This window comes from Micromonospora sp. NPDC048935 (assembly GCF_043197875.1).
In the GTDB taxonomy this organism is placed as follows: Bacteria; Actinomycetota; Actinomycetes; order Mycobacteriales; family Micromonosporaceae; genus Micromonospora.
This window is the reverse complement of the sequence record NZ_JBICTZ010000015.1, coordinates 67777-90583: the sequence shown is the minus strand read 5'-3', so window position 1 is coordinate 90583 and position 22807 is coordinate 67777. Positions and strand designations below refer to the sequence as shown.

At 73.2% G+C, this 22807-nt stretch carries 17 protein-coding genes; all 17 read left to right on the top strand.

Translation table 11 applies throughout. The features are described 5' to 3' along the window. The first annotated feature begins 21 nt into the window (after positions 1–21). The 17 genes from ACGFIW_RS30660 to ACGFIW_RS30580 all read left to right on the top strand — a co-directional run bounded on the left by ACGFIW_RS30660 (position 22) and on the right by ACGFIW_RS30580 (position 22769). Entirely contained in the window at positions 22–234 is a 213-nt protein-coding gene (locus ACGFIW_RS30660; RefSeq protein ID WP_204944524.1) for a hypothetical protein, read from the top strand. A gap of 74 nt (positions 235–308) precedes the next feature. After that, positions 309–1847 (top strand): replication-associated recombination protein A, encoded by a 1539-nt coding sequence (locus ACGFIW_RS30655; protein WP_393323119.1) that lies wholly within the window; start codon positions 309–311, stop codon positions 1845–1847. 2639 nt (positions 1848–4486) lie between these two features. Continuing rightward, positions 4487–5176: a hypothetical protein gene (locus tag ACGFIW_RS30650; protein WP_393323321.1), complete on the top strand. Its 690-nt coding sequence runs from the start codon at positions 4487–4489 to the stop codon at positions 5174–5176. A gap of 149 nt (positions 5177–5325) precedes the next feature. Next, a complete protein-coding gene (locus tag ACGFIW_RS30645; RefSeq protein WP_393323116.1) occupies positions 5326–5790 on the top strand; it encodes a DUF948 domain-containing protein in 465 nt (154 codons plus the stop codon). Between the two features lie 29 nt (positions 5791–5819). Further along, positions 5820–6125, top strand: a complete 306-nt coding sequence (locus ACGFIW_RS30640; protein WP_357559396.1) for a hypothetical protein — start codon at positions 5820–5822, stop codon at positions 6123–6125. Further along, positions 6122–8800, top strand: coding sequence for an alanine--tRNA ligase (gene alaS / locus ACGFIW_RS30635; protein ID WP_393323113.1), 2679 nt, complete (start codon positions 6122–6124; stop codon positions 8798–8800). Before ACGFIW_RS30640 ends, alaS begins: the two co-directional genes overlap by 4 nt. Positions 8801–8872: 72 nt before the next feature. Then, entirely contained in the window at positions 8873–9331 is a 459-nt protein-coding gene (gene ruvX, locus ACGFIW_RS30630) for a Holliday junction resolvase RuvX (protein ID WP_393323110.1), read from the top strand. Beyond that, on the top strand, positions 9331–10524 hold the full coding sequence (gene mltG, locus ACGFIW_RS30625; RefSeq protein ID WP_393323107.1) for an endolytic transglycosylase MltG: 1194 nt from the start codon (positions 9331–9333) through the stop codon (positions 10522–10524). Before ruvX ends, mltG begins: the two co-directional genes overlap by 1 nt. 56 nt (positions 10525–10580) lie before the next feature. Further along, entirely contained in the window at positions 10581–11417 is an 837-nt protein-coding gene (locus ACGFIW_RS30620) for a shikimate dehydrogenase (RefSeq protein WP_393323318.1), read from the top strand. 101 nt (positions 11418–11518) lie between these two features. Further along, positions 11519–13219 (top strand): glycosyl hydrolase, encoded by a 1701-nt coding sequence (locus ACGFIW_RS30615; RefSeq protein WP_393323104.1) that lies wholly within the window; start codon positions 11519–11521, stop codon positions 13217–13219. Positions 13220–13443: 224 nt separating this feature from the next. Beyond that, entirely contained in the window at positions 13444–15381 is a 1938-nt protein-coding gene (locus ACGFIW_RS30610; RefSeq protein WP_393323102.1) for a hypothetical protein, read from the top strand. Between the two features lie 128 nt (positions 15382–15509). Next, a complete protein-coding gene (locus ACGFIW_RS30605; protein WP_393323099.1) occupies positions 15510–16028 on the top strand; it encodes an acyltransferase in 519 nt (172 codons plus the stop codon). After that, complete coding sequence (locus tag ACGFIW_RS30600) at positions 16021–17619, top strand: lipopolysaccharide biosynthesis protein (protein WP_393323097.1); 1599 nt, start codon at positions 16021–16023, stop codon at positions 17617–17619. Before ACGFIW_RS30605 ends, ACGFIW_RS30600 begins: the two co-directional genes overlap by 8 nt. 68 nt (positions 17620–17687) lie before the next feature. Next, positions 17688–18980 carry an O-antigen ligase family protein gene (locus ACGFIW_RS30595; RefSeq protein ID WP_393323315.1) on the top strand — a complete coding sequence of 431 codons (1293 nt, stop codon included), beginning with the start codon at positions 17688–17690 and terminating at the stop codon, positions 18978–18980. Beyond that, on the top strand, positions 18977–20599 hold the full coding sequence (locus ACGFIW_RS30590; RefSeq protein WP_393323094.1) for a lipopolysaccharide biosynthesis protein: 1623 nt from the start codon (positions 18977–18979) through the stop codon (positions 20597–20599). Before ACGFIW_RS30595 ends, ACGFIW_RS30590 begins: the two co-directional genes overlap by 4 nt. A gap of 8 nt (positions 20600–20607) precedes the next feature. After that, a complete protein-coding gene (locus ACGFIW_RS30585; RefSeq protein WP_393323313.1) occupies positions 20608–21510 on the top strand; it encodes a sulfotransferase domain-containing protein in 903 nt (300 codons plus the stop codon). After that, positions 21507–22769: a hypothetical protein gene (locus ACGFIW_RS30580; protein ID WP_393323091.1), complete on the top strand. Its 1263-nt coding sequence runs from the start codon at positions 21507–21509 to the stop codon at positions 22767–22769. The genes ACGFIW_RS30585 and ACGFIW_RS30580 overlap by 4 nt, the downstream gene beginning before the upstream one ends. Positions 22770–22807: the final 38 nt, after the last annotated feature.

Below are 22807 nucleotides of genomic sequence, written 5' to 3'. Positions count from 1 at the left end.
AACCCCCACCGGAGGACCGACATGCTCGCCATTCTCGCCGCCATCGTCTTTGGCTTCGCCCTGCTGCTCGACCTGCTCAACACAGACTTCGGAGCACCGGATCTGTTCAACTGGAACACTCTCGTACTCATCGGGTTGCTCCTGCTCTCGCTCTACCTGGGCGGCGTGGGCAACGGTCCGCGCGGCGGTGGTGGCGGCCGTTGGTACCGGGGCCGGCGCCCGGGTCGTGGCTGACCGGAACCGATCACCGGTGGCGGGCCCACGGCGCGATTCCGGCCTCGTGGGCCCGGCCCGGTACTGTCTTCGTGATGGAGTCCGACGCCCTCTTCTCCCTCGGTGAACCCGCCGGGTCGCGCAGCGCGCCCGACGGTCCCGCCGGTGTCGACGGCTTCACCGCGGTGGCCGACGATTCGCCCCTGCCCGTCCGGATGCGCCCGGTGACCCTCGACGAGTTGGTCGGGCAGGACCACCTGCTCGCCCCCGGCGCCCCGCTGCGGCAACTGGTCTCCGGTGGCGCCCCGATGTCGGTGATCCTCTGGGGTCCGCCGGGCAGCGGCAAGACCACCATCGCGCACCTGGTGGCCGGGGCGACCGACCGTCGCTTCGTCGCCATGTCGGCGCTCTCTGCCGGCGTCAAGGACGTGCGGGCGGTGATCGAGGCGGCCCGCCGCCAGCGCCGTTCGGGCGGCCCGCAGACCGTGCTCTTCATCGACGAGGTGCACCGGTTCAGCAAGACCCAACAGGATTCGCTGCTCGCCGCCGTCGAGGACCGTACTGTCACGTTGCTGGCGGCAACCACCGAAAATCCGTACTTCTCGGTCATCTCGCCGCTGTTGTCGCGGTGCGTGCTGCTCACCCTGCAACCGTTGGACGACGAGGCGGTGCGGGGCCTGCTGCGCCGCGCGGTCGCCGACAAGCGCGGCCTGGACGACGTGCTCACGCTGACCACCGAAGCCGAGGACCACCTGGTCCGGCTCGCCTCCGGTGACGTCCGTAAGGCACTCACCGCGCTGGAGGCGGCGGCGGCCTCGGCCACGGCACTGGGCAGCGGGCGGATCGACCTCGCCACCGCCGAGCAGGCCGTCGACGTCGCGGCGGTGCGCTACGACCGCGACGGCGACGCCCACTACGACGTGGTCAGCGCCTTCATCAAGAGCATGCGCGGCTCGGATGTGGACGCCGCGGTGCACTGGCTGGCCCGCATGCTGGTCGCCGGCGAGGACGCCCGGTTCATCGCCCGCCGCCTGGTCATCTTCGCCAGCGAGGACGTGGGCATGGCCGACCCCGGCGCCCTGAGCGTCGCCACCGCCGCCGCCCACGCCGTCGAGTACGTCGGGCTGCCCGAAGCGCAGCTCAACCTGGCCCAGGCGGTGATCCACCTGGCCACCGCACCCAAGTCGAACTCGGCCACCACCGCCATCGGTGCCGCGATCGCCGACGTCCGCGCCGGCCGCGGTGGCCCGGTGCCGCGCGGGCTGCGCGACGCGCACTACGCCGGCGCCCGCGGGCTGGGCCACGGCACCGGCTACCGCTACCCGCACGACGACCAGCGCGGCGTGGTCACCCAGCAGTACGTCCCGGACGACCTGGTGGGCACCGACTACTACCAGCCCAGCCCGCACGGCGCGGAGCGGTCGGTGGCCACCCGGCTGCCGGTGCTGCGCCGGATCGTGCGTGGCCTGCCGGCCCCGGCCACCCGTCCGGACCCGGGAACAGCCGAGCCGCCGGTAACGACGCGGGCCGCGTCGGCGCTTCCCGGTGAGATCGGTCGCTCGACGACGGGCACGGGCGCCCCCGGCACGACGCAGGACAGCGGCGCTGACGCCGCAGGAGAGGGTCAACAGTGAGATCGCGTGGTGGGGACCGCCCGGACGAGGGCCCGGACGAGCGGCGCGATCGGAGCGCCAAGACGCGCCGGTGGGGTCGAGGCCGGGCGGCCGAGGTCGAGCCGGAGGAGCCGGTCGCCGGCGAGGAGTTCGGCTGGATCGACGACCTGCGGTCGGCCAAGCAACAGCGCGGCGAGCTGGGCCCGGACGGCGCACCGGCGGGCCCCGACCGCCCACACGGAGCTGCGCCGGGGGAGCCGGCCGGGCCGCGTCGGGGTGCGCCGGCAGAACCTGCCGGGCCGCGTCCGGCGATGCCCCCGGAGGCCGGGGGGCCGCCTGCCGCGCGCCAGAGCGGCCCCGGTGGCGCCGCCGCCCGTCGACCGGTCGACACCCCCTGGCCGGGGGACGTGCCGCCGGGCCGCCGCCCGGACGACCGGCCGCCCGCCGCCGCTGCCCCCGTCCAGGGCCAGCCCGTGCGTCGGGGCGTACAGCCGGCAGCCGGTGCCCGTGCCGCCGTGCCGCCGGCACCGCCCGCCGCCCGCCCGGGTGGCGGTGACCCGGCCGGCGCGTCCGTGCCTCGCCCGACTGCGGACGCACCCGGCGGTCCGGCCCGGTCCCGCCCGGCGACGGCTCCCCCCGGCCCACCCGCGGGCCCACCGACCTCGGGCGCCCCGATCGGCCGTCGCCCGGAGGCCGCCGTTCCGCCGGGTCGTCGGCCGGAGGCCGCCGTTCCGCCGGGTCGTCGCCCGGAGGCCGCCGTTCCGCCGGGTCGTCGCCCGGAGGCCGCCGTTCCGCCGGGTCGTCGCCCGGAGGCCGCCGTTCCGCCGGGTCGTCGGCCGGAGGCCGCTGCTCCGCCGGGTCGTCGGCCGGACGCCGCCGCAGCCGGGGGGCACCCGGACGCGATGCCGCCGCTGCGCCGTCCGGACGCCGGCCCACCGGGGCGCCGGCCGGGCCCGGAGTCCGCCGAGCCCGGTCGTCCACTGCCGCCGGCCGACGGCATGCCCGCTGGCCGACGCGTCGCGGCGGCACCCGATCCGACCCGGGCCGCCGGGCCGCCTGTCGCCTCCGGCGCGGCCCGCGTGGACGGCCCACCGGCCGCTGCCGTGCCACCGGCCACGGAGGGCCTGCGGCCCGATCCCGCCATCGACCGCGACCCGCGTACCGCGCGGCGTCGCCCAGGCCCGGTCGACCCGGGAGCCCCGGAGCCCACCGACAGTCGTCCCGCCGACCGCTCCCGTCCGGCAGCCGGCGGCCGCCGCCGTGCCGCCGAACCCGATGAGACAGCGGTGCCCCGCTCGGGCAACGCGCCGCAGGTGCCCGAGGCCGCTGGCGGTCACAGCGGTGCCACGCCCACCATCGGGGCGGCCGACGGCACCGGTCGCCGCCGGGCCGCCTCCGCCGAGCCCGAGCGTCGGCCGCCGGCCGCCGGTGAACCCCGGACCGACCGCCCCGAACGGCCCGCCGACTGGCTGCGCCAGGCCGGCCGCCTGCCACACACCGACCCCGGCCTGCCGGTGGTCAACCGCCGCGGTGGCACCCCGCCGGCCGCGGATCGGCGTCCGGCACCGGCCAGCGGTACCGGCGACCTCGTCGACCACGCGTCCGGTCGCCTCGGCGTGCCCGACCCGGCCGCGGAGCGCACCGCCGCCCGCCGGCCCGCCGGCCCGCCGGCTGACCCGGGTGCGGACGCACCGGCCGGTCGCCGTGCCGTCCGACCCGACGCGTCGAGCAGCACCGGAGAGCAGGCTCTGCCCCCGTCGCCGACGTCCGGCGATCGGCGCGCCCGTGGCCGAGACGCCGCGGCGTCCGTTGCGGACCCGACCGGTGGGCGCGCCCGTGGCCGAGACGCCGCGGCGTCCGTCGCAGACCCCGCCGGCGGGCGCGCCCGTGCGGTGGCCGCGCCCGGCCCGGACGCCCCACCCGTGCCCGATCCGACCGGTCGACGACGCCGGCCACCAGCCGAGCCCGGCCCGGACGGCCCGGGTCGACCCGGGCCGGCGAACGACCGAGGCGACGGCCCCTACCCCGGCGGACGGCCCGCGCCCGGCGCCGAACCCGCCGCTCCGGTTCGGGGCGCCGCCCGCTCCGCGCCGCCCGCCCGCTCCACCCCGCCCGGCCGGGCCCGGCCCGTCCCGGCCGGCGCACCGGTCCCGGACGCCGGCCGCCGTGGCGCCGACGCCCCGCCCCGCCCCGCCCCGGGTGCCGAGGCGGGCCCCCGGGACGCCGCCCGTCCGGACGGTACGGCGCGTACCGCCGGTGCACCGGGCGCGGACGGCCCGGTCCGTGCCGCCGCCGCAGCGGGTGTGGACGGCCCGTCGCGTTCGCGCCCGGACGGTCCGGCTCGTGCCGCCGTCCGGCCACCCGTCGGCGCGCAACCGCCCCTGGCCGACGATCGGACGCACGGTGAGCCGGGTGCCGGTCCCGGCTCCCCGGCGCGTGGTGGCACCGCGGCCGGGCGGGCGACCCCCGCCGACCGTGCCGCCGGGCGTGCCGTGCCTCCGCACCGGGAGCCCGGCCGAGCCGAGCCGAGCGGCGTCGCCCCGGTGCCACCGCCCGGCCGCCCCGGGGAGCCCGTCGGGGTGGCCCGTGCCGCCGCCGCCGTGCCGGTCCCGTCCGGCCCGGTGGACCACCCGACACCGGAGCCGTCCGGCGGGCCCGCGCTGCGCGCGGTCGGCCAGGACGCGCCCGACGACGCGGCCGGTGCCCGGTCCGAGGTACGCCGGCAGTCGCGCGAACGCCGTCGCCTCCGGGCGGCGGTGCTGGTGCTGGTCAGCGTCGTGCTGCTCGGCGCGGTGCCGCTCTTCTTCGGCATCCGCACGCTGAGCCGTGACCCGGTCTTCGACAACCTGGATCAACTCAACGTGCCCGGCTGGGCCGCCGCCAAGACGGTCGACGACGTCAGTGGCAGTCGGTGGTGCCTGCTCGACTGCCGGTTGCGGGAGCGCACCGTCACCTCGGAGAAGTCGCCACAGGACACGGCGCAGGTCTACGAGGACGCGCTGCGCCAGGACGGCTGGCAGCCGTGGAAGGTGAGCCGCTGCCCGGAGCAGAAGACGAAGGGCAGCTACACCTGCTGGCGTCGCGACGAGTTGACCCTCGACCTGTGGGTCCGCGAGCCGACCTGCGTACCGCCACCGGTCGACGGTGAGCCGGCCGTCGTGCCGTCCACCGAACCGTCGGCCGCTGCGACGGAGTGCACCGGCTCGTTGGTGTCGGTGAAGGTACGCAACGCGATCGACGACGAGCGGACCAGGCCGCAGCCGACCACCGACCCGTCACTGACCGGAGAGGACCCGTTCCCGACGGTCAGCGCAGACCCGCTGGGTGAGCTGACACCCTCACCGTCGTGAGCCGGTCTCCATCACGGACGGTAGGGTCTGGGGCTGGCGGGCTCGCCCGCTGCCGGTGACCGCCGACGGCTCGGCGGCCGGCACGGGTGCCATGGTTCTGCGTTCCGGGGACGTCGGGTCCTGCGGAACTCTGCTTGAGGAGGACAGGCGTGGGCGACATTGCAGCCATCGCGGCGCTGATCGCGGCGAGCGCGTTCGCGGTGCTGGTGCTCATCCTGACGCTGCCCATCCTGCGGCTGCGGCACACGGTGGACGCCACCACCCGGATGATCAACGACCTGAACAATCGGACCGGGCCGCTGCTCGGTGACGTGAACACCACCGTGAAGAACGTCAACACCGCGCTGGAGCAGGTGCAGACCTCGCTCGACGGCGTGAACCTCCAGCTGGCGAAGGTCGACACGATGACCAGCCACGCGCAGAACGTCACCGCCAACGTCGCCAACCTGGCCACCGTGGTCTCCGCCGCGGCCGCGAACCCGCTGGTGAAGGTGGCCGCGTTCGGCTACGGCGTACGCAAGGCCGCCGCCGGTCGCCGGCACGCCGAGACCGAGCGCGAGGTCCGCGACACCATCAAGCAGCAGCGGCGGGCCGCGCGGCGCGGCAACAGCTGACCGGCCGGCGTACCAGGAGGTAGCGAGACATGAGGCGCTTGTTCTGGCTCGGCATCGGGGTGGCCGTCGGGGTGATCGTGGTCCGCAAGGCGACCCGGACCGCCCAGGCGTACACGCCGGCCGGCATCGCCAGCTCGCTGACGGAATCCGCTGGCGGGCTCGTCGAGTCGCTGCGTAGTTTCGTGGAGGACGTCCGGGTCGGGATGGCCGAACGCGAGCAGGAGATCCACCACGCGTTCGCCCAGGGCGAGGCGTTCGACGATCAGTTCGCCGACCTGCGGGAAGACCCGCGCATCGGCGATCGAGACATCTTTCCGGAGGAACACCAGCGATGAAGACGGCGGAGATCAAGCGGCGGTACCTCGCGCACTTCGAGGCGAATGGCCACACCGTGGTGCCGTCCGCTCCGCTGCCCGCCATCAGCGACCCGAACCTGCTGTTCGTCAACGCCGGCATGGTGCAGTTCGTCCCGTATTTTCTGGGTCAGCAGACTCCCGCCTACCAGCGGGCGGTCAGCGTGCAGAAGTGCATCCGCACACCGGACATCGACGAGGTCGGCAAGACCAGCCGGCACGGCACGTTCTTCCAGATGAACGGCAACTTCTCCTTCGGTGACTACTTCAAGGCCGGTGCGATCCCGCTGGCCTGGGAGCTGTCCACGAAGCCGATCGCCGAGGGCGGTTACGGGCTGGATCCGGAGCGGATCTGGCCGACGATCTACCTCGACGACGACGAGGCGTACGAGATCTGGCGGTCGGTGGGCGTGCCGGCCGAGCGGATCGTGCGCCGGGGCAAGGCGGACAACTTCTGGTCGATGGGCATTCCCGGGCCGTGCGGTCCGTCGTCGGAGCTGTTCTACGACCGGGGTCCGGAGTACGGTCGCGAGGGCGGCCCGGCGGTCGACGAGGACCGGTACATGGAGTACTGGAACCTCGTGTTCATGCAGTTCGAGCGGGGTCCGGGCACCACCAAGGAGGACTACCCGATCCTGGGTGACCTGCCGGCGAAGAACATCGACACCGGCATGGGCCTGGAGCGGATGGCCTCGATCCTGCAGGGCGTCGACAACCTGTACGAGATCGACGAGGTTCGGCCGATCCTGGCGCGGGCGGCGGAGCTGACCGGTAAGCGGTACGGCGCGCACTCCGGTCACGTGGCCAGCGAGTCGCACCCCGACGACGTGCGGCTGCGGGTGATCGCCGACCACGTGCGCACGGCGCTGATGCTGATCGGCGACGGGGTGACCCCCTCCAACGAGGGTCGCGGCTACGTGCTGCGCCGCATCATGCGCCGGGCGATCCGGTCGATCCGGCTGCTCGGCTGGCAGGACCGGGCGCTGCCCGAGTTGCTGCCGGTGGCACGGGACTGCATGTCCCCGTCGTACCCGGAGCTGGCGACCGACTTCGACCGGATCGCGGACTACGCGTACGCGGAGGAGGAGGCGTTCCTGTCCACCCTGCGTGCCGGCACGACGATCCTGGACACCGCGATCGCCGAGACCCGCACGGCGGGCGGCTCCGCGCTGTCCGGGGCGAAGGCGTTCCAGCTGCACGACACGTACGGCTTCCCGATCGACCTGACCCTGGAGATCGCCGCGGAGCAGGGCCTCACCGTCGACGACGAGGGTTTCCGCCGGCTGATGGCCGACCAGCGCACCCGGGCGAAGGCGGACGCGCAGGCGCGCAAGACGGGGCACACCGACCTGTCGGCGTACCGGTCGGTGCTCGACTCGGGTGGCCCGGTGACGTTCACCGGGTACAGCGAGGTGGCCCGCGAGTCGACGGTGCGGGCGCTGCTCGGCGCCGACGGCCCACGTCAGGCGGCGACCGAGGGCGACACCATCGAGCTGGTGCTCGACACGACCCCGTTCTACGCCGAGGGCGGTGGCCAGCAGCCCGACCAGGGCATGATCACCGTTGGTGGCGGGCAGGTCGAGGTGCTCGACGTGCAGCAGCCGGTGCCCGGCCTGATCGTGCACCGGGCCCGGGTGATCCGGGGTGAGGTGCGTGCCGGCGAGGCGGGTTACGCCGAGATCGACACGACGCGGCGGCGGGCGATCTCCCGGTCGCACACCGCCACCCACCTGGTGCACCAGACCATGCGGAACTTCCTCGGCGAGTCGGCCACGCAGGCGGGTTCGCTGAACGCGCCGGGCCGGCTCCGGTTCGACTTCAACACCCCGACCGGGGTGTCACCGAGCGTCCTGCGGGACGTGGAGCAGCAGGTCAACGAGGTGCTGCTGGCCGACCTGGAGGTGCACGCCTTCATCACCTCGCTGGACGAGGCGCGGCGGATCGGCGCGATGGCGCTCTTCGGCGAGAAGTACGGCGAGGAGGTGCGGGTCGTCGAGGTGGGCGACTACGCCCGGGAGCTGTGCGGCGGCACGCACGTGGCCCGCTCGGCCCAGCTCGGCCTCGTGAAGATCCTCTCCGAGTCGTCGATCGGCTCCGGTGTCCGCCGGGTCGAGGCGCTTGTCGGCATGGACGCCTTCGGCTTCCTGGCCAAGGAGCACCTGCTGGTCTCCCGGTTGGCCGAGCTGTACCGGGTGCCCAACGACCAGGTCGCCGACCGGGTGGAGCAGACCGTCACCCAGCTCCGGGACGCGGAGAAGGAGCTGGAGAAGCTGCGCGCCCAGTTGGTGCTGGGCGGGGCGTCGGCGCTCGCGGCGCAGGCCAGGGATGTGCGCGGGGTCGCGTACGTGGGCACCGAGGCGCCGGAGGGCGCGGCCGGTAACGACGTGCGGACCCTGGCCCAGGAGATCCGGGGCAAGATCGACGCGGCGCGGCCGGCGGTGGTCGCGGTGGCGGCCCGGTCGAACGGCAAGGCGTCCCTGGTGGTGGCGGTCAACGCGGCCGCGCGCAGCCGGGGCCTGGCCGCGTCGGATCTGGTGAAGGCGGCGTTCTCCGGGCGTGGTGGTGGCAGCCCCGACCTGGCCCAGGGCGGCGGCCTGCCCGCGGCCGAGGCGCCGACCCTGCTGCTCACCGTCGAGAAGGCGATCTCCGAGGCGTGATGGACGAGCATTGTCGGCCAGGGCGGACCATTTGGTCCGCCCTGGCTCGTTCGACCTCGGTGGTGACCTTAGGTGGCTGAGTTGACACGTGGTGTGCGGATCGGGGTGGACGTCGGTCAGGTGCGGGTGGGAATCTCCCGCTCCGACCCGGACGGGATCCTGGCCACGCCACTCGTCACCCTGGCGCGCGACCTCACGGCCGCGCCGGACGAGGTGCCGAGTGATCTCGCCGAGCTGGCCGCGCTGGTGGCCGAGCACGAGGCCGTGGGGGTCGTCGTCGGCCTTCCGGTCAATCTCGCCGGTAAGCACGGCCCGGCGGCTGTCCACGTGAAGGCGTACGCTGACCGACTGGTCGATGTGATAGCGCCCGTTCCGGTAACGCTCACCGACGAGAGGATGTCGACGGTGGTCGCCTCTCGTAGGCTTGCCGAACGTGGCGTCCGAGGTAAACGTCAACGTGCGGTTGTCGATCAGGCGGCCGCAGTGGAGATCCTGCAGAGCTGGCTGGACGCGCAGCGGAGGCGGCAGTAATGATCGACGATCTGGACCTTGGGTTCGACGAGGCGGAGCGGGGGGAGAAGGGCCGGCACCGGCGCAGCTTCCGCAAGCGCAACGGCGGGTCCGGCGGTGGCCGGGGCAAGACGTTCCTGGCACTGCTGATGGCCCTGGTCCTGCTGGGCGCCATCGGCGGTGGTGCGTACTACGGCTTCGACCGCATCCAGAACTACTTCGTCACCCCCGACTACGACGGTGCCGGGTCCGGTGAGATCACCGTCGAGATCAAGAACGGCGCGCTGCTGGCCGACATGGCCGATGCCCTCGTCACGGCCGACGTGGTGAAGAGTCAGAAGGCGTTCATCGAGGCGGCCGAGGCCAACTCCCGCAGCAAGAACATCCAGCCGGGCACGTACAAGCTGCGTAAACAGATGAGCGGCGCCAGTGCCGTGACCGCGATGCTCGACCTGAAGAACAAGGTCGTCAACGGGTTGACGATCCCCGAGGGTCGCACCAGCCTGAACGTCTACAAGCTGCTCTCCGACAAGACCAAGATCCCGGTGAAGGACTTCCAGGCCGCCGCGAAGGACCCGGAGGCGCTCGGCGTTCCGGACTGGTGGTTCAAGCGCGACGACGGCAAGAAGGTCGTCAAGTCCATCGAGGGCTTCCTCTTTCCGGACACCTACGAGATCCCGCCGAAGTCCACCGCCGAGAGCATCCTCAAGCTGATGGTCAACCGCTTCCTCTCGGTGACCGGGGAGATGAAGTTCGCCGACACGGTGCAGGAGAAGCGCAAGGTCAGCCCGTACGAGGCGCTGATCGTGGCGTCGCTGGCCCAGGCCGAGGCGGGCAACGCCGACGACCTGGGCAAGGTCGCCCGGGTGGCCTACAACCGGGCGTACGGGGATTTCTTCTGCAACTGCCTGGAGATGGACGTCACGGTCAACTACTACCTGGAGTCGATCGGTAAGCCGACCAAGTCGTCCAAGCAGATGACGGCGGCCGAGTTGGACGACCCGAAGAACCCGTACAACCGCAAGCTGGCGGGAATGATCCCGACGCCGATCAACAGCCCCGGCAAGCAGGCCCTGGAAGGGGCGATGGACCCGCCGGCGGGCAAGTGGCTCTACTTCGTGGCCATCGACAAGCAGGGCCATTCGGCGTTCGCCGAGACGTACGAGCAGCACCAGCGCAACGAGGCCAAGGCCCGGGAAGCCGGCATCATCTGACGGCCTCCGATCCGGCGCACACGCGAGAGGGCAGAAGGTGACGACAACCGGTGGTGATCGTGTCGACGCGTAGGGCCGCGGTACTGGGAAAGCCGATTGCGCACTCGCTCTCCCCGGTGATCCACAACGCCGGGTACGCTGCCGCCGGGCTGACCGGGTGGTCGTACACCCGGATCGAGTGCGCGGCCGCGGAGCTGCCGGATCTGGTCGCCGGCCTGGGCCCGGAGTGGGCCGGCCTGTCGGTGACCATGCCGGGCAAGGAGGCGGCGCTCGCCGTGGCCGACACCGCCTCGCCGGTCGCCGTCGCCGTCGGTGCGGCCAACACGTTGGTACGCCGTGCCGGCGGCTCCTGGTACGCGGACAACACCGACGTCGCCGGCATGGTCCAGGTGCTCACCGACGCCGGGGTGCTCCCCGGTGCCGCCGTGACGGTGCTCGGCGCTGGTGGCACGGCCCGCGCCGCGCTGGCCGCCGCCGCGCGGCTCGCCGGCACCTCGGTCACCGTGGTGGCCCGCCGGGCGGCGGCGGTCGACGAGCTGCGGCCGGTGGCGGACGCGCTCGGTGTCGCGCTGGTCCCCGCCGACTGGGCCGACGCGCGCCGCCACCTCGCCGCCGCCGACGTGGCGGTCTCCACCGTGCCGAAGGGAGTCGCCGACCCCTTGGCCGACGCGGTGGCCTGGCGGTCGGGTGCGGTGTTCTTCGACGCGCTCTACGATCCGTGGCCCACCCCGCTGGCCGCCTCCGCCGCCGCGGCAGGTCTGCGGGTGGTGTCCGGCCTGGACCTCCTGCTGGCTCAGGCGGTCGGGCAGTTCGAGCAGTTCACCGGCGTGACCGCGCCGGTCGAGTCCATGCGGGAAGCGGTGCGACGGGCGACCGGCGGCGGCGTTCTTTAGCTGACGGTTAAGACGCGCTTACGGGAAACTGTCCTCTCTGCGTTGTGCCCTGGTCATGGATACGCTGCTCCCCGTTACGGCCGCAGACACAGGGAGTTTCCTTGACCAGGCACGGACTGCACCGCATCACCCGGTTCCGCTCCGCACCCCGCCGTAAGGCGATCGCCATCGGCGTGGTCGGCGGATCGGTGGTGGCCGGCATCGTGGCGACCATGATGCCGATCCTGGCCAGCGACGACCTGTCCATCCGGGCGGCGGCCGACACCACCGCGACCGCCGTGACGCAGGACGGCGACAACGCGACCAAGACGACGCTGGCGACCTGCCCGACGCGCTGCGACGGCAATCCGCGTGGTGGCCGCCAGGCGGTCATCGAGTTCGCGGTGACCACCGTTCCGGCCACCGCGGTCAATGTCCGGGCGACGTTGCGGGTGCACGCCTGGCAGCAGTTCCCCGCCACGGTGACGGCGCACGCCTCACCGCTGAGCGCCCGCGAGTCGCGGCCGCCGCTGGCGACGGCCGGCGCCGTACTGGACAGCGTGACGAGTGTGTCCAAGGGCTTCAACGAGTGGGACGTCTCCAAGCTGGTCACCGGCAACGGCACCTGGACCGTCGCGCTGGCCCAGAGCGGCCTGGAGAGTCGGGTCTACTGGGCGTCGGCCGACAACCGTAACCCGGACCTGCGCCCCAACCTGCTGATCAGCTACGACATCGGCAGCCGGCCGTCGCCGGTGACGACCACCCGGCCCGCGCCGCCGCCGAGCGCCGCGCCGACCACCGCCGCGCCGAAGCCGTCGGCCACCACCGCCCCGAGCCGGACGGCGACGCCGAGTGCGAGTGGCACCCTGCCGTCCGGTCGGTGTGGGTCGGTGTCGGACAAGCTCGTCCCGTCCTGCGGCGCCTGGTGGGGCATGTACTCGCCGGCGGGGGCGGGCGGTGGTTGGGACCACGGCAAGGCCGTCACCAACGTGGAGGCGCAGGTCGGGCGCAAGTTCGACATCGTGCACCGCTACCACGACTTCTCCAACGCCGGCAGCAACGGTGCCTTCCCGGACGCGTACGAGACGCAGCAGATGCGCGAGGGCCGGTTGATGTTCTTCGCCTGGGAGTCCCGTGACTTCTCCGCCGGCACCACCCTGAAGTGGTCGGATGTCTACAGTGGTCGGCAGGACGCGACGATCGACGCGGTGGCCGGCCGCATCCGCGCGGCGGGCGTGCCGGTCTTCATGGGCTTCGACCACGAGCCGGAGGACGAGCCGAACAAGGGCAGCGACGCCGACTTCGTCCGCGCCTGGCGCTACGTCTACGAGCGGTTCGCCAAGGCCGGCGCGACAAACGCGGTCTGGGTCTGGACGATGATGGGCTGGTCCGGCCACTACTCCCGCTACGCCGGCCTGTACCCCGGTGACCGCTACGTCGACTGGGTCGCCTACGACCCGTACAACTTCCACGTCTGCAACGGCAGCACGGTGTGGAAGAGCCCGAGCACGACCGTGGGCGGCTTCTACGACTGGTTGGACGACAGCGGCATCGGCGCCGGCAAGCCCCGGATGCTCGCCGAGTTCGGCACCAACTTCAACGCCGCCGACCCGGGCGCCAAGCAGCGCTGGTTCCAGGACTTTCCGGCCGCGCTGAAGGAACACCCGAAGATCAAGGCCGCCATCTACTTCAACTCCGCGGGCATGACCAGCCGCACGGCGACCTGCGACATGACGATGAACCACGACGCCTCGGCGGTGGCCGGCTTCGCGAAGGCCGGGCAGGACCCGTACCTGCGTCAGCCTACCGGGGGGAGCCGCTGACGACTGACTCACGCCAGTGACAGAACGCCGCGCACCGGGGGTCGGACATCCGATCCGCCGGCGTTCTGTCGGCTAGCGGATTCATGCACCGCCCAATCGGCGGATTTTGCTGACCAGGCTGGACGAGGCACGCTACCTCGGGTTCTCATCCATCTTGGAGGCGCAGCGTGCCCAAACTCTCGCACTTGTGGCGTTTCGCAGGACGACGTCGTACCAGGGCGGGGATGGTCGCGTTGGCGATCGTCGCCGCAGTTCTAGGCGTACCCACCACCGCGTCGGCCGCGGTCGTGCCGGTCCCGGAGACGGCGACCCTGGTCTCGCCCAACCCCGCCGACGTGACACCGCATGCCCGAGACGGTGAGACCCGTGCCTTCGCGCAGGTGGGCAACACGGTCTTCGTCGGCGGCAGCTTCACCCAGATCCGGCAGACCGCTGCCTCCGCGTGGGTCACGCAGCGCTACCTCTTCGCGTACGACCGGATCACCGGCACCATGTCCACCACGTTCCTGCCGGTGCTCGACGGCGCGGTCAACACGCTCGTCGCCGGTCCCGGCGGCACGCTGATCGCCGGGGGCGCCTTCAAGAACGTCAACGGGGTCGCCCGCAGGAACCTGGTCGCACTCGACCCGGCCACCGGCGCGATCATCGACAGCTGGGTCGGCCGCTCCGACGGCGGCACGGTCCGCGACCTGGCGCTGCACGGCAACTGGCTGTACGTGGCCGGCGCGTTCAACTGGCTCAACGGCACCGCGCACGTCGGCCTCGGCCGGCTCAACGCGACCACCGGCGCGATCGACCCGAGCTTCGTCGTCGACGCCACCGTGGGGCGGCACGGCACCACGTCGTACGTCTGGACCCTCGACGTCGCACCGGACGGCGACACGCTTGTCGTCGGTGGCAACTTCACGCTCGTCAACGGCCTGGCGCGCAACCAGATCGCGCTCGTGGACGTCTCCGCGACGCCCACGCTGCTCGACTGGAGCACCGAGAAGTACTCCTCGCCCTGCGCGTCGCCGTCGACCTTCGTGCACTACGTGCAGGACGTGAAGTTCGGCGAGGACGGCAGCTGGTTCGTCGTCGGCAGCAACGGCGGCGGTGGTTGGCCGACCGCGTACTGCGACGTCCTGGTCCGCTTCGAGACCGGGGCGCGGGGCAGCGGCCTCGTCGCCACCTGGGCCGACTTCACCGGCAACGACACCATCACCTCGGTCGAGGTGGCGGACAACGTCATCTACCTGGGCGGGCACTTCCGCTGGATGAACAACCCGAACGCCAGCGACGTCGCCGGCCCGGGCGCGGTGGACCGGCTCGGTATCGCCGCCGTCACCCCGGCCACCGGGATGCCGGTCAACTGGAATCCGCGCCGCAGTGGCAGCGCCTCGATGCCCTCGGGCACCAGCAGTTGGGGCTCGGCGGTGCCGGTGCTCTGGCGTGGCTCGGACGGCCTCTACTTCGGGCACAACTCCGACGGCATGGGCGAGGAGTACCACGGCCGGCTCGGCATGTTCCCGCTCGCCGGCGGGCGTACCTTCGCCCCGATGAACCCGCCGTCGGCCACCACCGGCAACCTCTACCTGAACACCGGCGCGGGCACGCTGGCGAAGGTGCCGTTCGACGGCACCGCGCTGGGCACCCCGGCCACGGTGAGCCAGCCCGCCTACACCGAGGCCGGCGCGACGTGGCGGGTGAACGACCGGATCTACTGGTCGCACACGGTGGCCGGCACGCCCACCGGCAGCCGGATCGACGTCTCGCTGTTCAATGGCGGTGCGATCGGCTCGTCGTGGGAGGCGTCCGGCTACAACGACTGGTACAACCCGGCGGTGTTGACCGGTGCCTTCTTCCTCGACGGTCGGCTCTACTACACCCGTACCGGGGCCAACAATCTCTACTACCGCTACTTCGAGATCGACGGCAACTATCTCGGCGCCACCGAGTTCGTCCTGCCGACCACCGGGGTGACCTGGTCCGGAGTGCGTGGCATGGCCTGGGTGGGCGGTCGGATCGTCTACGGTGGCACCGACGGTGCCCTGCGTAGTGCGCCGTTCGACCCGACGTTCGCGGCGAGCATGGCGGTCGACGGCGCGACGGCGACGGTCATCAGCGCCGCGACGCCCGAGTTGTCCTGGTCCACCCCATCGACGTTCTTCTCCGTACAGTGATGGTCGAACGTTCGTAACGGAGCGTCGGTAGATTGTTCACGTTGGGTCGGTGGCGGGCACCACCGCCACCGGCCCCGTGACGTGGGGGAGGCTCGTTGCTCGGCGCCGCTGGCATTCGGACGAGACGCGTGGTGCGTCTGGTCTTCGCGGTCAAACGTGGGTGGTACAGGGTCCGTTACCGGCGGTTGACGCTCGGCCGGGACGTGGAGATCCGTGGCCGGATCCGGCTGCGCCGTGGCGTGCGGGTCACCATCGGCGACCGCACCCGCATCAACAAGCTCGTCCGCTTCGCGGGCCCCGGTGAGGTACGCGTCGGTGCCGACTGTCTGCTCAACGCCACCTGGATCGGCACCTGGACATCGGTGACCGTGGGGGACCGGTGCCTCCTGTCGGATTGTGAACTGCTCGACAACGACTTCCACAACCTGCCGCCCGCGCAACGGCACGCACCGCCCGGCCCGGCCACCCGCGCACCGATCGTCCTGGAGGACAACGTGTGGGTCGGTGCGCACGCCCTGGTGCTCAAGGGGGTGCGGGTCGGCCGGGACAGCGTCGTGGGCGCGGCGACGGTGGTCCGCACGGACGTCCCACCCGGCGTCGTGGTAGTCGGCAATCCTCAACAGACGGTGAAGAAGTTCCATGACTGATGCGACCTCCGGTTCCTGGCCCACGGGCGGCCCGTCCCCCGCGACCCCTGGCACGGTGACACTGACCGACCTGCTGCGGGTGCCGATGCACCGGATGCGGCTGGTCGGTGCGGTGGCCCTGGTCGGTCTGCTCGCCGCACTCGGCTACGTGCTGCTGGTGCCGGCGGCGGTGACCGCGAACGCCGTGGTGGCGGTCCGGCCGGTGGTGACCGACGCGTTCACCCCCAGCGGTGCGGGTGCCGACCGGGCGGTCAACATGAACGTGGAGAGCGGCATCGCCACCGGCACCGAGGTCGTGCAGCGGCTCGCCGACGCGGCCGGCGGCCACCCGCGCGACGTCCGCGGCGCGCTCGAGGTCGAGGTGCCCACCGGTGGGCAGATCCTGCGCTTCACCTACCAGGCGGGCGACGCGCAGCGGGCCGTGCAGAGCGCCAACCTGGCCGCCCAGACCTACCTCGACGTGCGACGCGCCATGTACGAGCAGCAGCGCGCCGAGATGCTGCGCTCCTACGACGCCAGCATCACCAAGGTCGCCGCCCAGCAGGCCGTCCTGCAGAAGCGGGCCAGCACCGTCAAGGACACCGCCGCCGGCGACGCGGTGGTGGCCGAGCTGGCCGGGATCAACAACCAGCTCACCCAGCTCAACGCCGCGCGCACCGAGATCGCCGCGGTCGACGTCAACCCCGGTTGGGTGACCCAGAGCGCCGAGAAGTCGCTTGTCACCTCCGCCGGGCACCGGCCGCTCTACCTGGTCGCCGGCCTGCTCGGTGGCGCGCTGATCGGCATCGTGCTCGCGTACGCCTGGGAGTCGACCGACCGGCGGGTCCGCTCGGTCGCCGACGGCCGGGACGCCAGCGGTCTGCCGCTGCTCGGCACCGTGCGTCGGCCGGCGTTGCGGGGCAGCCCCCGGGCGGTCGACGCCGACGTCCGGTACGTGGCGATGGCAGTCGCCGAGCGGGTCCGTCCGCCCGCCCGGGTGGCGCTGCTCAGCACCCGGGAGGACGCCACCGCGCTCACCGCCGGGCTCGCGGTGGCGCTCGCCGCCGACGGCCGCGACGTCTTCGTCGCCGACGACAGCGGGCGCGCCGAACGGCTGCGCGCCACGGTGCTCGCCGACCGGGGACGGCTGCCCATCGATCCGTCCCGACCGCTGGTGCCCAAGCCCCGCCCGGCCGGCAGCCCTCCGGCCGCCGCCGGGGGCGGGGAAGCCGCGGCCCCCCGCCGGCCCTCTCCGCATCCGCCCGGCGCCCGCCCGTCCACCGACGCGGACGCCACGCTGACGCTTCCCCGGGTGTCGTCCGCCCGACCGGACAACGGTCGGGTCGTCGACCCGGACGAGGTGAGCGTCGGGGTGGGCAGCGTCCGGTTCGGCACCTGGCGACAGGGCGCGGACCACGGCCTGGTGTTGTTCAACGCCCCGCCGGCGGAGTCCGACGAGCGCGGCGTCGCCGTCGCCCGGCAGGGCAGTGCGGTGGTGATCGTCGAGCGGGACCGCACCCGGCAGAGCGACCTGCGACGCCTGGTGGAGCGGCTGCGCGCCGCCGGGGTCACCCCGCTGGGCTTCGTGCTCACCCGCAACGGCCGGGCCTGAGCGTGTCGGTCACCCGCGCCCCGGCGACCGACCCGCCGCCCGGGGGCGCTCCCGTCGCCGTCGCCCCGGTGCCGCTGCCCGTGCCGCCCCGGCTGCCGCTCTGGCCCCTGTCGCTGATGTTCGGCCTGGTGCCGCTCTGGTGGCTGTTCGGCGCGTTCTACCTCGGCTGGCCGTTGCTGGGTGCGTTGCTGCTCGCGCTGCTGCTCACCCGGGGTCGGGTGCCGCTGCCGCCGGCGGCCGGGATCTGGCTGCTGTTCCTCGCCATCGTGGTGGTCAGCGCCACCCAACTGCCGTCGCCCGCCTCGCTGCTGACGTTCGCCCTGCGCCTGGCGTTCTATCTGACCGCGCTGGTGGTCGGTGTCTACGTCTACGTCGCCGCCCGGGAACGCGCGAGCCTGGTGGTGGTGCTCAGCCCGCTCTGCGCGTTCTGGTTCGCGCTGGTGGCGCTCGGCTGGCTCGGGGTGCTGGTGCCCCGGCTGGCCATGGCCACCCCGATGGAGGTGCTGCTGCCCGCCGGGGTGGCCCGCACCCCGTTCATCCAGGACATGGTGCACCTGACCACCGCGGAGTACAGCGCCCGGTCGCTCAACCCGATCTACCGGCCGGCCGCGCCGTTCGCGTACACCAACAACTACGGCAGCGCGTACGCCATGACCCTGCCGTGCATGGTGGCGTACACGATGCTGCGCCGGCGGGGTTTCCTGCGCTGGGTGCTCCTCGCGTCGTTGCCGCTGTCGCTCGCGCCGGCGTTCCTCACCCTCAACCGGGCGATGTTCCTCAGCCTCGGCACCGGGCTGGCGGTGCTCGGGCTACGGGCCAGCCTGCGCGGCAACGTCCGGGTGGCCGCGTCCATCGTCGGCGTGGTGGTGATCGGGGCGTTGGCCACACTGTTCATCCCCATCACCGAGCTGATCAACAAACGGGTCGACTCCAGCGACACCAACACCGACCGGCTCTCGCTCTACACCGAGGTGATCCGCCGGGTGCAGGAGTCGCCGTGGTTGGGCTACGGGGCGCCGGTGAACGTCGACACCGTGTCGGCGGACGCGCCGATCGGCACCCAGGGGCAGCTCTGGATGGTGCTGTTCAGCCATGGCGTACCAGCGCTCGTCTGTTTCCTCGCCTGGTTCGTGGCCGCCGCGGTGATCTGCGCGCGGGCGACCTCGGCGGCCGGGCAGTGGCTGGCGGTCGTGCCGGTGGTCTGCCTGGTGCAGATCCCGTTCTACGGCATGGCCAACCAGAATCTGGCTGTCGCGTTCTTCGCGGTCGCCTTCGCGATGGCGCTCACCGAACGGGAACGCGCCGCCGGGCCGCCCCGGGTGGCCGGGTGGCAGCCGCCCGCCGTGGCGGTGCCGGCATGACCGCCGCGACCCGACCGCCGGCCGACCCGGAGCGCCCGACGCCGGTGCCCGCCGGTGCGGACCAGCCGGACACGGACACGGGTGCGACCGAGACCCGACGCAGCGCCCGCAGTGGCGTGGCCGGGCTGCTCGGCGCGGCCACCAGCGGCCTGTTCGGCTTCGTGCTGGCGGTGGTGATCACCCGGGGGTACGGCACGGCTGGGGCGGGCGCGTTCTTCGCGGCGATCGGGGTGGTCACCGTGGCCACCGCGATCTGTACGCTCGGCGCGGAGACCGGCCTGATGTGGTCGCTGCCCCGCCGTACTGCCGGTGTACGCGGGGACGCCGCCCGGGTGCTCCCGGTGGCGCTGATCCCGCCGTTGGTGGCCGGGTTCCTGGTCGCTGGGGCCGGCGTGCTGGCCGCCGACGCGCTCGCGCCCCGGCTGCTGCGGGGCTCCGGTGCGGCCGCCGAGGCGCTGCTCACCGTCACGTTCGCGGCGGTGCCGGTGGTGGTCGCCATGACCCTCCTGCTGGCCGCGTTGCGCTGTGTGCGGTCCATCCGCGCGTACGTCGGGGTGCAGTTCCTCCTGCTGCCGGTCGCCCGGCCGGTGCTGGTCGGCGCGGCCGCGCTGGCCGGCGGAGGTCTGCTCGCCGGCATGACCGGCTGGCTGGTGCCGGCGGCGTTGGCGCTGCTGGTCTGCCTCGTCCTCGTGGCCGGTCCGCTCGGGCTGGGCCGGGGCGCGGCGCTGCGGCCGAGTCGCGGCGACTGGTCGACGTTCTGGCGCTTCGCGTTGCCCCGGGCCGCGTCGGCGGCCATCGACGCGGGCAGCATGTGGGTGGGTGTGCTGCTCACCTCGGTGTTGGCCGGGCCTGCGGACGCCGGCGTGTTCGGCGCGGTCGGGCGGTATGTGCTGGCCGGCCAGCTCGCCATGCAGGGGCTGCGGGTGGCGGTGTCGCCGCAGTTGTCCCGGCTGCTCGGGCGCGGCGAGCGGGCCGCGGCGGCGGCCGTGCACCGGCAGCTGACCATCTGGGGTCTGGTGCTGTCCTGGCCGGTTTACCTGCTCCTGGCGGTGTTCGCGTTGGCCTTCCTCCAGCTGTTCGGGCCGGAGTTCACCGCCGGTGTGCCGGCGATGACCGTGCTCGCGCTGGCGATGCTCGTCAACACCGGGGTCGGCAACGTGCAGAGCCTGCTGCTGATGGGTGGGCGCAGTGGTCTGCACCTGGTGGCCACCGTGGCCGGGTTGACGGTGACCGTCTCGCTGGGCCTGTGGCTGATTCCCGGTCACGGCGCGACGGGCGCGGCGGTGGCCTGGGCCGCGGGCATCGCCACCGAGAATCTCACCGCCGCCGGGTTCGCCCGGTCGGTGGTCCGGCAGCCGTTGTTCGATGCCGCGACGGTGCGTGCCGCGGTGGTCACGGCCACCGGGGTGGGCCTGGCCGCCGGTGCCGGTGTGCTGGCGGGCGGGCGCGGCCTGCCGGGCCTGGCGGTGGCGTTGGGTGTTCTGCTGGCCGGCTGCGTCGGCATGTTGACGTTGCCCCGGGTGCGCGCCGGCATCCGGGGGACCATGAGGCAGGTCCGTGGACGGGACGACGCGGCCGTGGCCGCCGACCCCGGCCCGGTATCGACGAGAGGCAGGTGAGGTCCGTCGTGGCGTCCATCCGTGACCGGGTCAAGCAGTTGGTCCCGACCCAGGTGACCGTGCGGGTGAAGGAGTCCCTGGTGGACTACGGGGTCCGTACGAGTGACCGGCGGCCCCTGCCGGACTTCCTGATCATCGGCACGAAACGGGGCGGCACCACCTCGCTGTGGAACTACCTCATCCAGCACCCGCTGGTGCCGCGCCTCTTCCCGGCCTGGAACACCAAGTCGGCGCACTACTTCGAGGAGCACTGGGGGCGCGGCGAGTCGTGGTACCGCTCGCACTTCCCGACCCAACGCCACCGGGACGCCCTGTCCAAGCGGCACGGCGGGCCGGTCCGGGTCGGCGAGGCCGCACCGCTGTACATGTTCCACCCGCTCGCCGCCGAGCGGGTCGCCGCGCTGCTGCCGGCGGTGAAGCTGATCGTGCTCCTGCGCGACCCGGTGGAGCGGGCGTACTCGCACTGGAAGGAGCGCCGCACGCACGGCATCGAGCCGTTGGACTTCGCCGACGCGCTGGCCGCCGAGCCGGAGCGCACGGCGGGGGAGCGGGAGCGGCTGATCGCCGAACCGGAGTCGTTCAGCGAGGCGTACGACTGGTACACGTACCGGGCCCGGGGGCGCTACCTGGAGCACCTGGAGCCGTGGTTGGAGCGTTTCGACAGGCAGCAGATCCTCTTCCTGCCCAGTGAGGACCTCTACCGGGACTCCCGCGCCACCTACCGGCGCACCCTCGACTTCCTCGGGCTGCCCGCGTACGACCTGCCGCACTTCAAGGTCTACAACGACCGGCGCTCGGCACCGCTGGAGCCGGCGGTGCGCGCGGAGCTGACCGACTACTACCGGCCGCACAACGACGCGCTGCGCCAGCGGCTCGGGCTGGACCTCGACTGGGCGGACCGGCCGGCGTGACGACACGGGTCGACCCGGGCACGGACCCGCGGTCGCGGGTGGACGGCCTGGGCTGGGTGAGCCGCGCGGTCTTCCCGGACGAGCGGGTCAACCTGAGCGTGGGCGGCGGCGTCCCGCCCGGTCATCGGGCGGTGGCCCGGTACGCGGTGGTGCCGTCGGTCGCCCGGGCCCGGTTCCTGGTGCCGTTGGGCGCGCCTGCGGCCGGGGCGGCGTCGCTGCTGGCGTACAACGCCCTGCGACCACCGAAGGTGCGCGCGTTGCGGGCGGTGCTCGGCGGGCTGGCCCGGTTCGGTGCGGTGGGGCTCGCGCCCTTTCCGACGTTGACCGTCTCGGTGCCCGCCGGGGCGGTGGCCGCGGAATTGCTGCTGACCGAGCGACTCGCGGCCGAGTTGGGCGGCACGCCGCTGCTGGCCGCGTGCGGGGTCCGACCACCCGACCCGAACGTCAAGCCCACCCTGCAACTCTTCAGCGCCGACGGTCGACCGCGGGGCTACGCGAAGATCGGCTGGAACGACGCGACCCGCGCGTTGGTCACCGCCGAGGCGGCGGCGCTGCGCGCGTTGGGCGCGGTGGCCGGCGTCGCCGACCACCCGACGCCGCCGAGGCTGCTCACCGAGACGACGTGGGCCGGTCAGGTGGTCGCGGTGATCGAGCCGTTGCCACCGGCGGTACGCGGTGTGCCGGTCGACGACGCCCCCCGGATCGCGGCGCTGCTCGCCGTCGCCCGACGCGGCGGCCCGGCGGACCCGCCCCGGGCACTGGCCGGGTCGACCTTCCTGTCCCGTCTGGCCGGGCAGGCCGACCGGGCCGCCGCGGCCGGGCAGAGCGGCGCGCGGGCGGTCGCCGCGGTCGCCGCGCTGGCTCGCCGGCACGGCGACACAGGTGTCGAGTTCGGCCACTGGCATGGTGACTGGGTTCCGTGGAACCTGGGCCGGCACGACGGCGGGTTGGTCGCCTGGGACTGGGAGCACAGCGGGGCGGACGTGCCGGTCGGCTTCGACCTGGCGCACGACGCGTTCCAACGGTCCCTGGTGCTACGCGGTGAGTCGGCGGCCGTCGCGGCGTCGGCCGTCGACGCGTACCTGGACCGGTACGGCGACCGACTCGGCCTCGGCGCGGCACAGCGGCGGCTGGTCGCCGATGCGTACCTGGTGGAGATGTGGTTGCGGACCTGGCGGCTGGCCGACGCGGGCGCGGGCTGGAACGCCGCACTGCATCCCGCACTGCTGGACGTCATCGAGAAAAGACATAGCGGCTGATCCGGAGGAATCGCGGTGCCGGCGGCGCCGCAGAGTGA

Coding starts and splice junctions, on each gene's coding strand:
- ACGFIW_RS30660 (WP_204944524.1), top strand. CDS start 22: ATGCTCGCCATTCTCGCCGCCATCGTCTTTGGCTTCGCCCTGCTGCTC.
- ACGFIW_RS30655 (WP_393323119.1), top strand. CDS start 309: ATGGAGTCCGACGCCCTCTTCTCCCTCGGTGAACCCGCCGGGTCGCGC.
- ACGFIW_RS30640 (WP_357559396.1), top strand. CDS start 5,820: ATGAGGCGCTTGTTCTGGCTCGGCATCGGGGTGGCCGTCGGGGTGATC.
- alaS (WP_393323113.1), top strand. CDS start 6,122: ATGAAGACGGCGGAGATCAAGCGGCGGTACCTCGCGCACTTCGAGGCG.
- mltG (WP_393323107.1), top strand. CDS start 9,331: ATGATCGACGATCTGGACCTTGGGTTCGACGAGGCGGAGCGGGGGGAG.
- ACGFIW_RS30610 (WP_393323102.1), top strand. CDS start 13,444: ATGGTCGCGTTGGCGATCGTCGCCGCAGTTCTAGGCGTACCCACCACC.
- ACGFIW_RS30600 (WP_393323097.1), top strand. CDS start 16,021: ATGACTGATGCGACCTCCGGTTCCTGGCCCACGGGCGGCCCGTCCCCC.
- ACGFIW_RS30590 (WP_393323094.1), top strand. CDS start 18,977: ATGACCGCCGCGACCCGACCGCCGGCCGACCCGGAGCGCCCGACGCCG.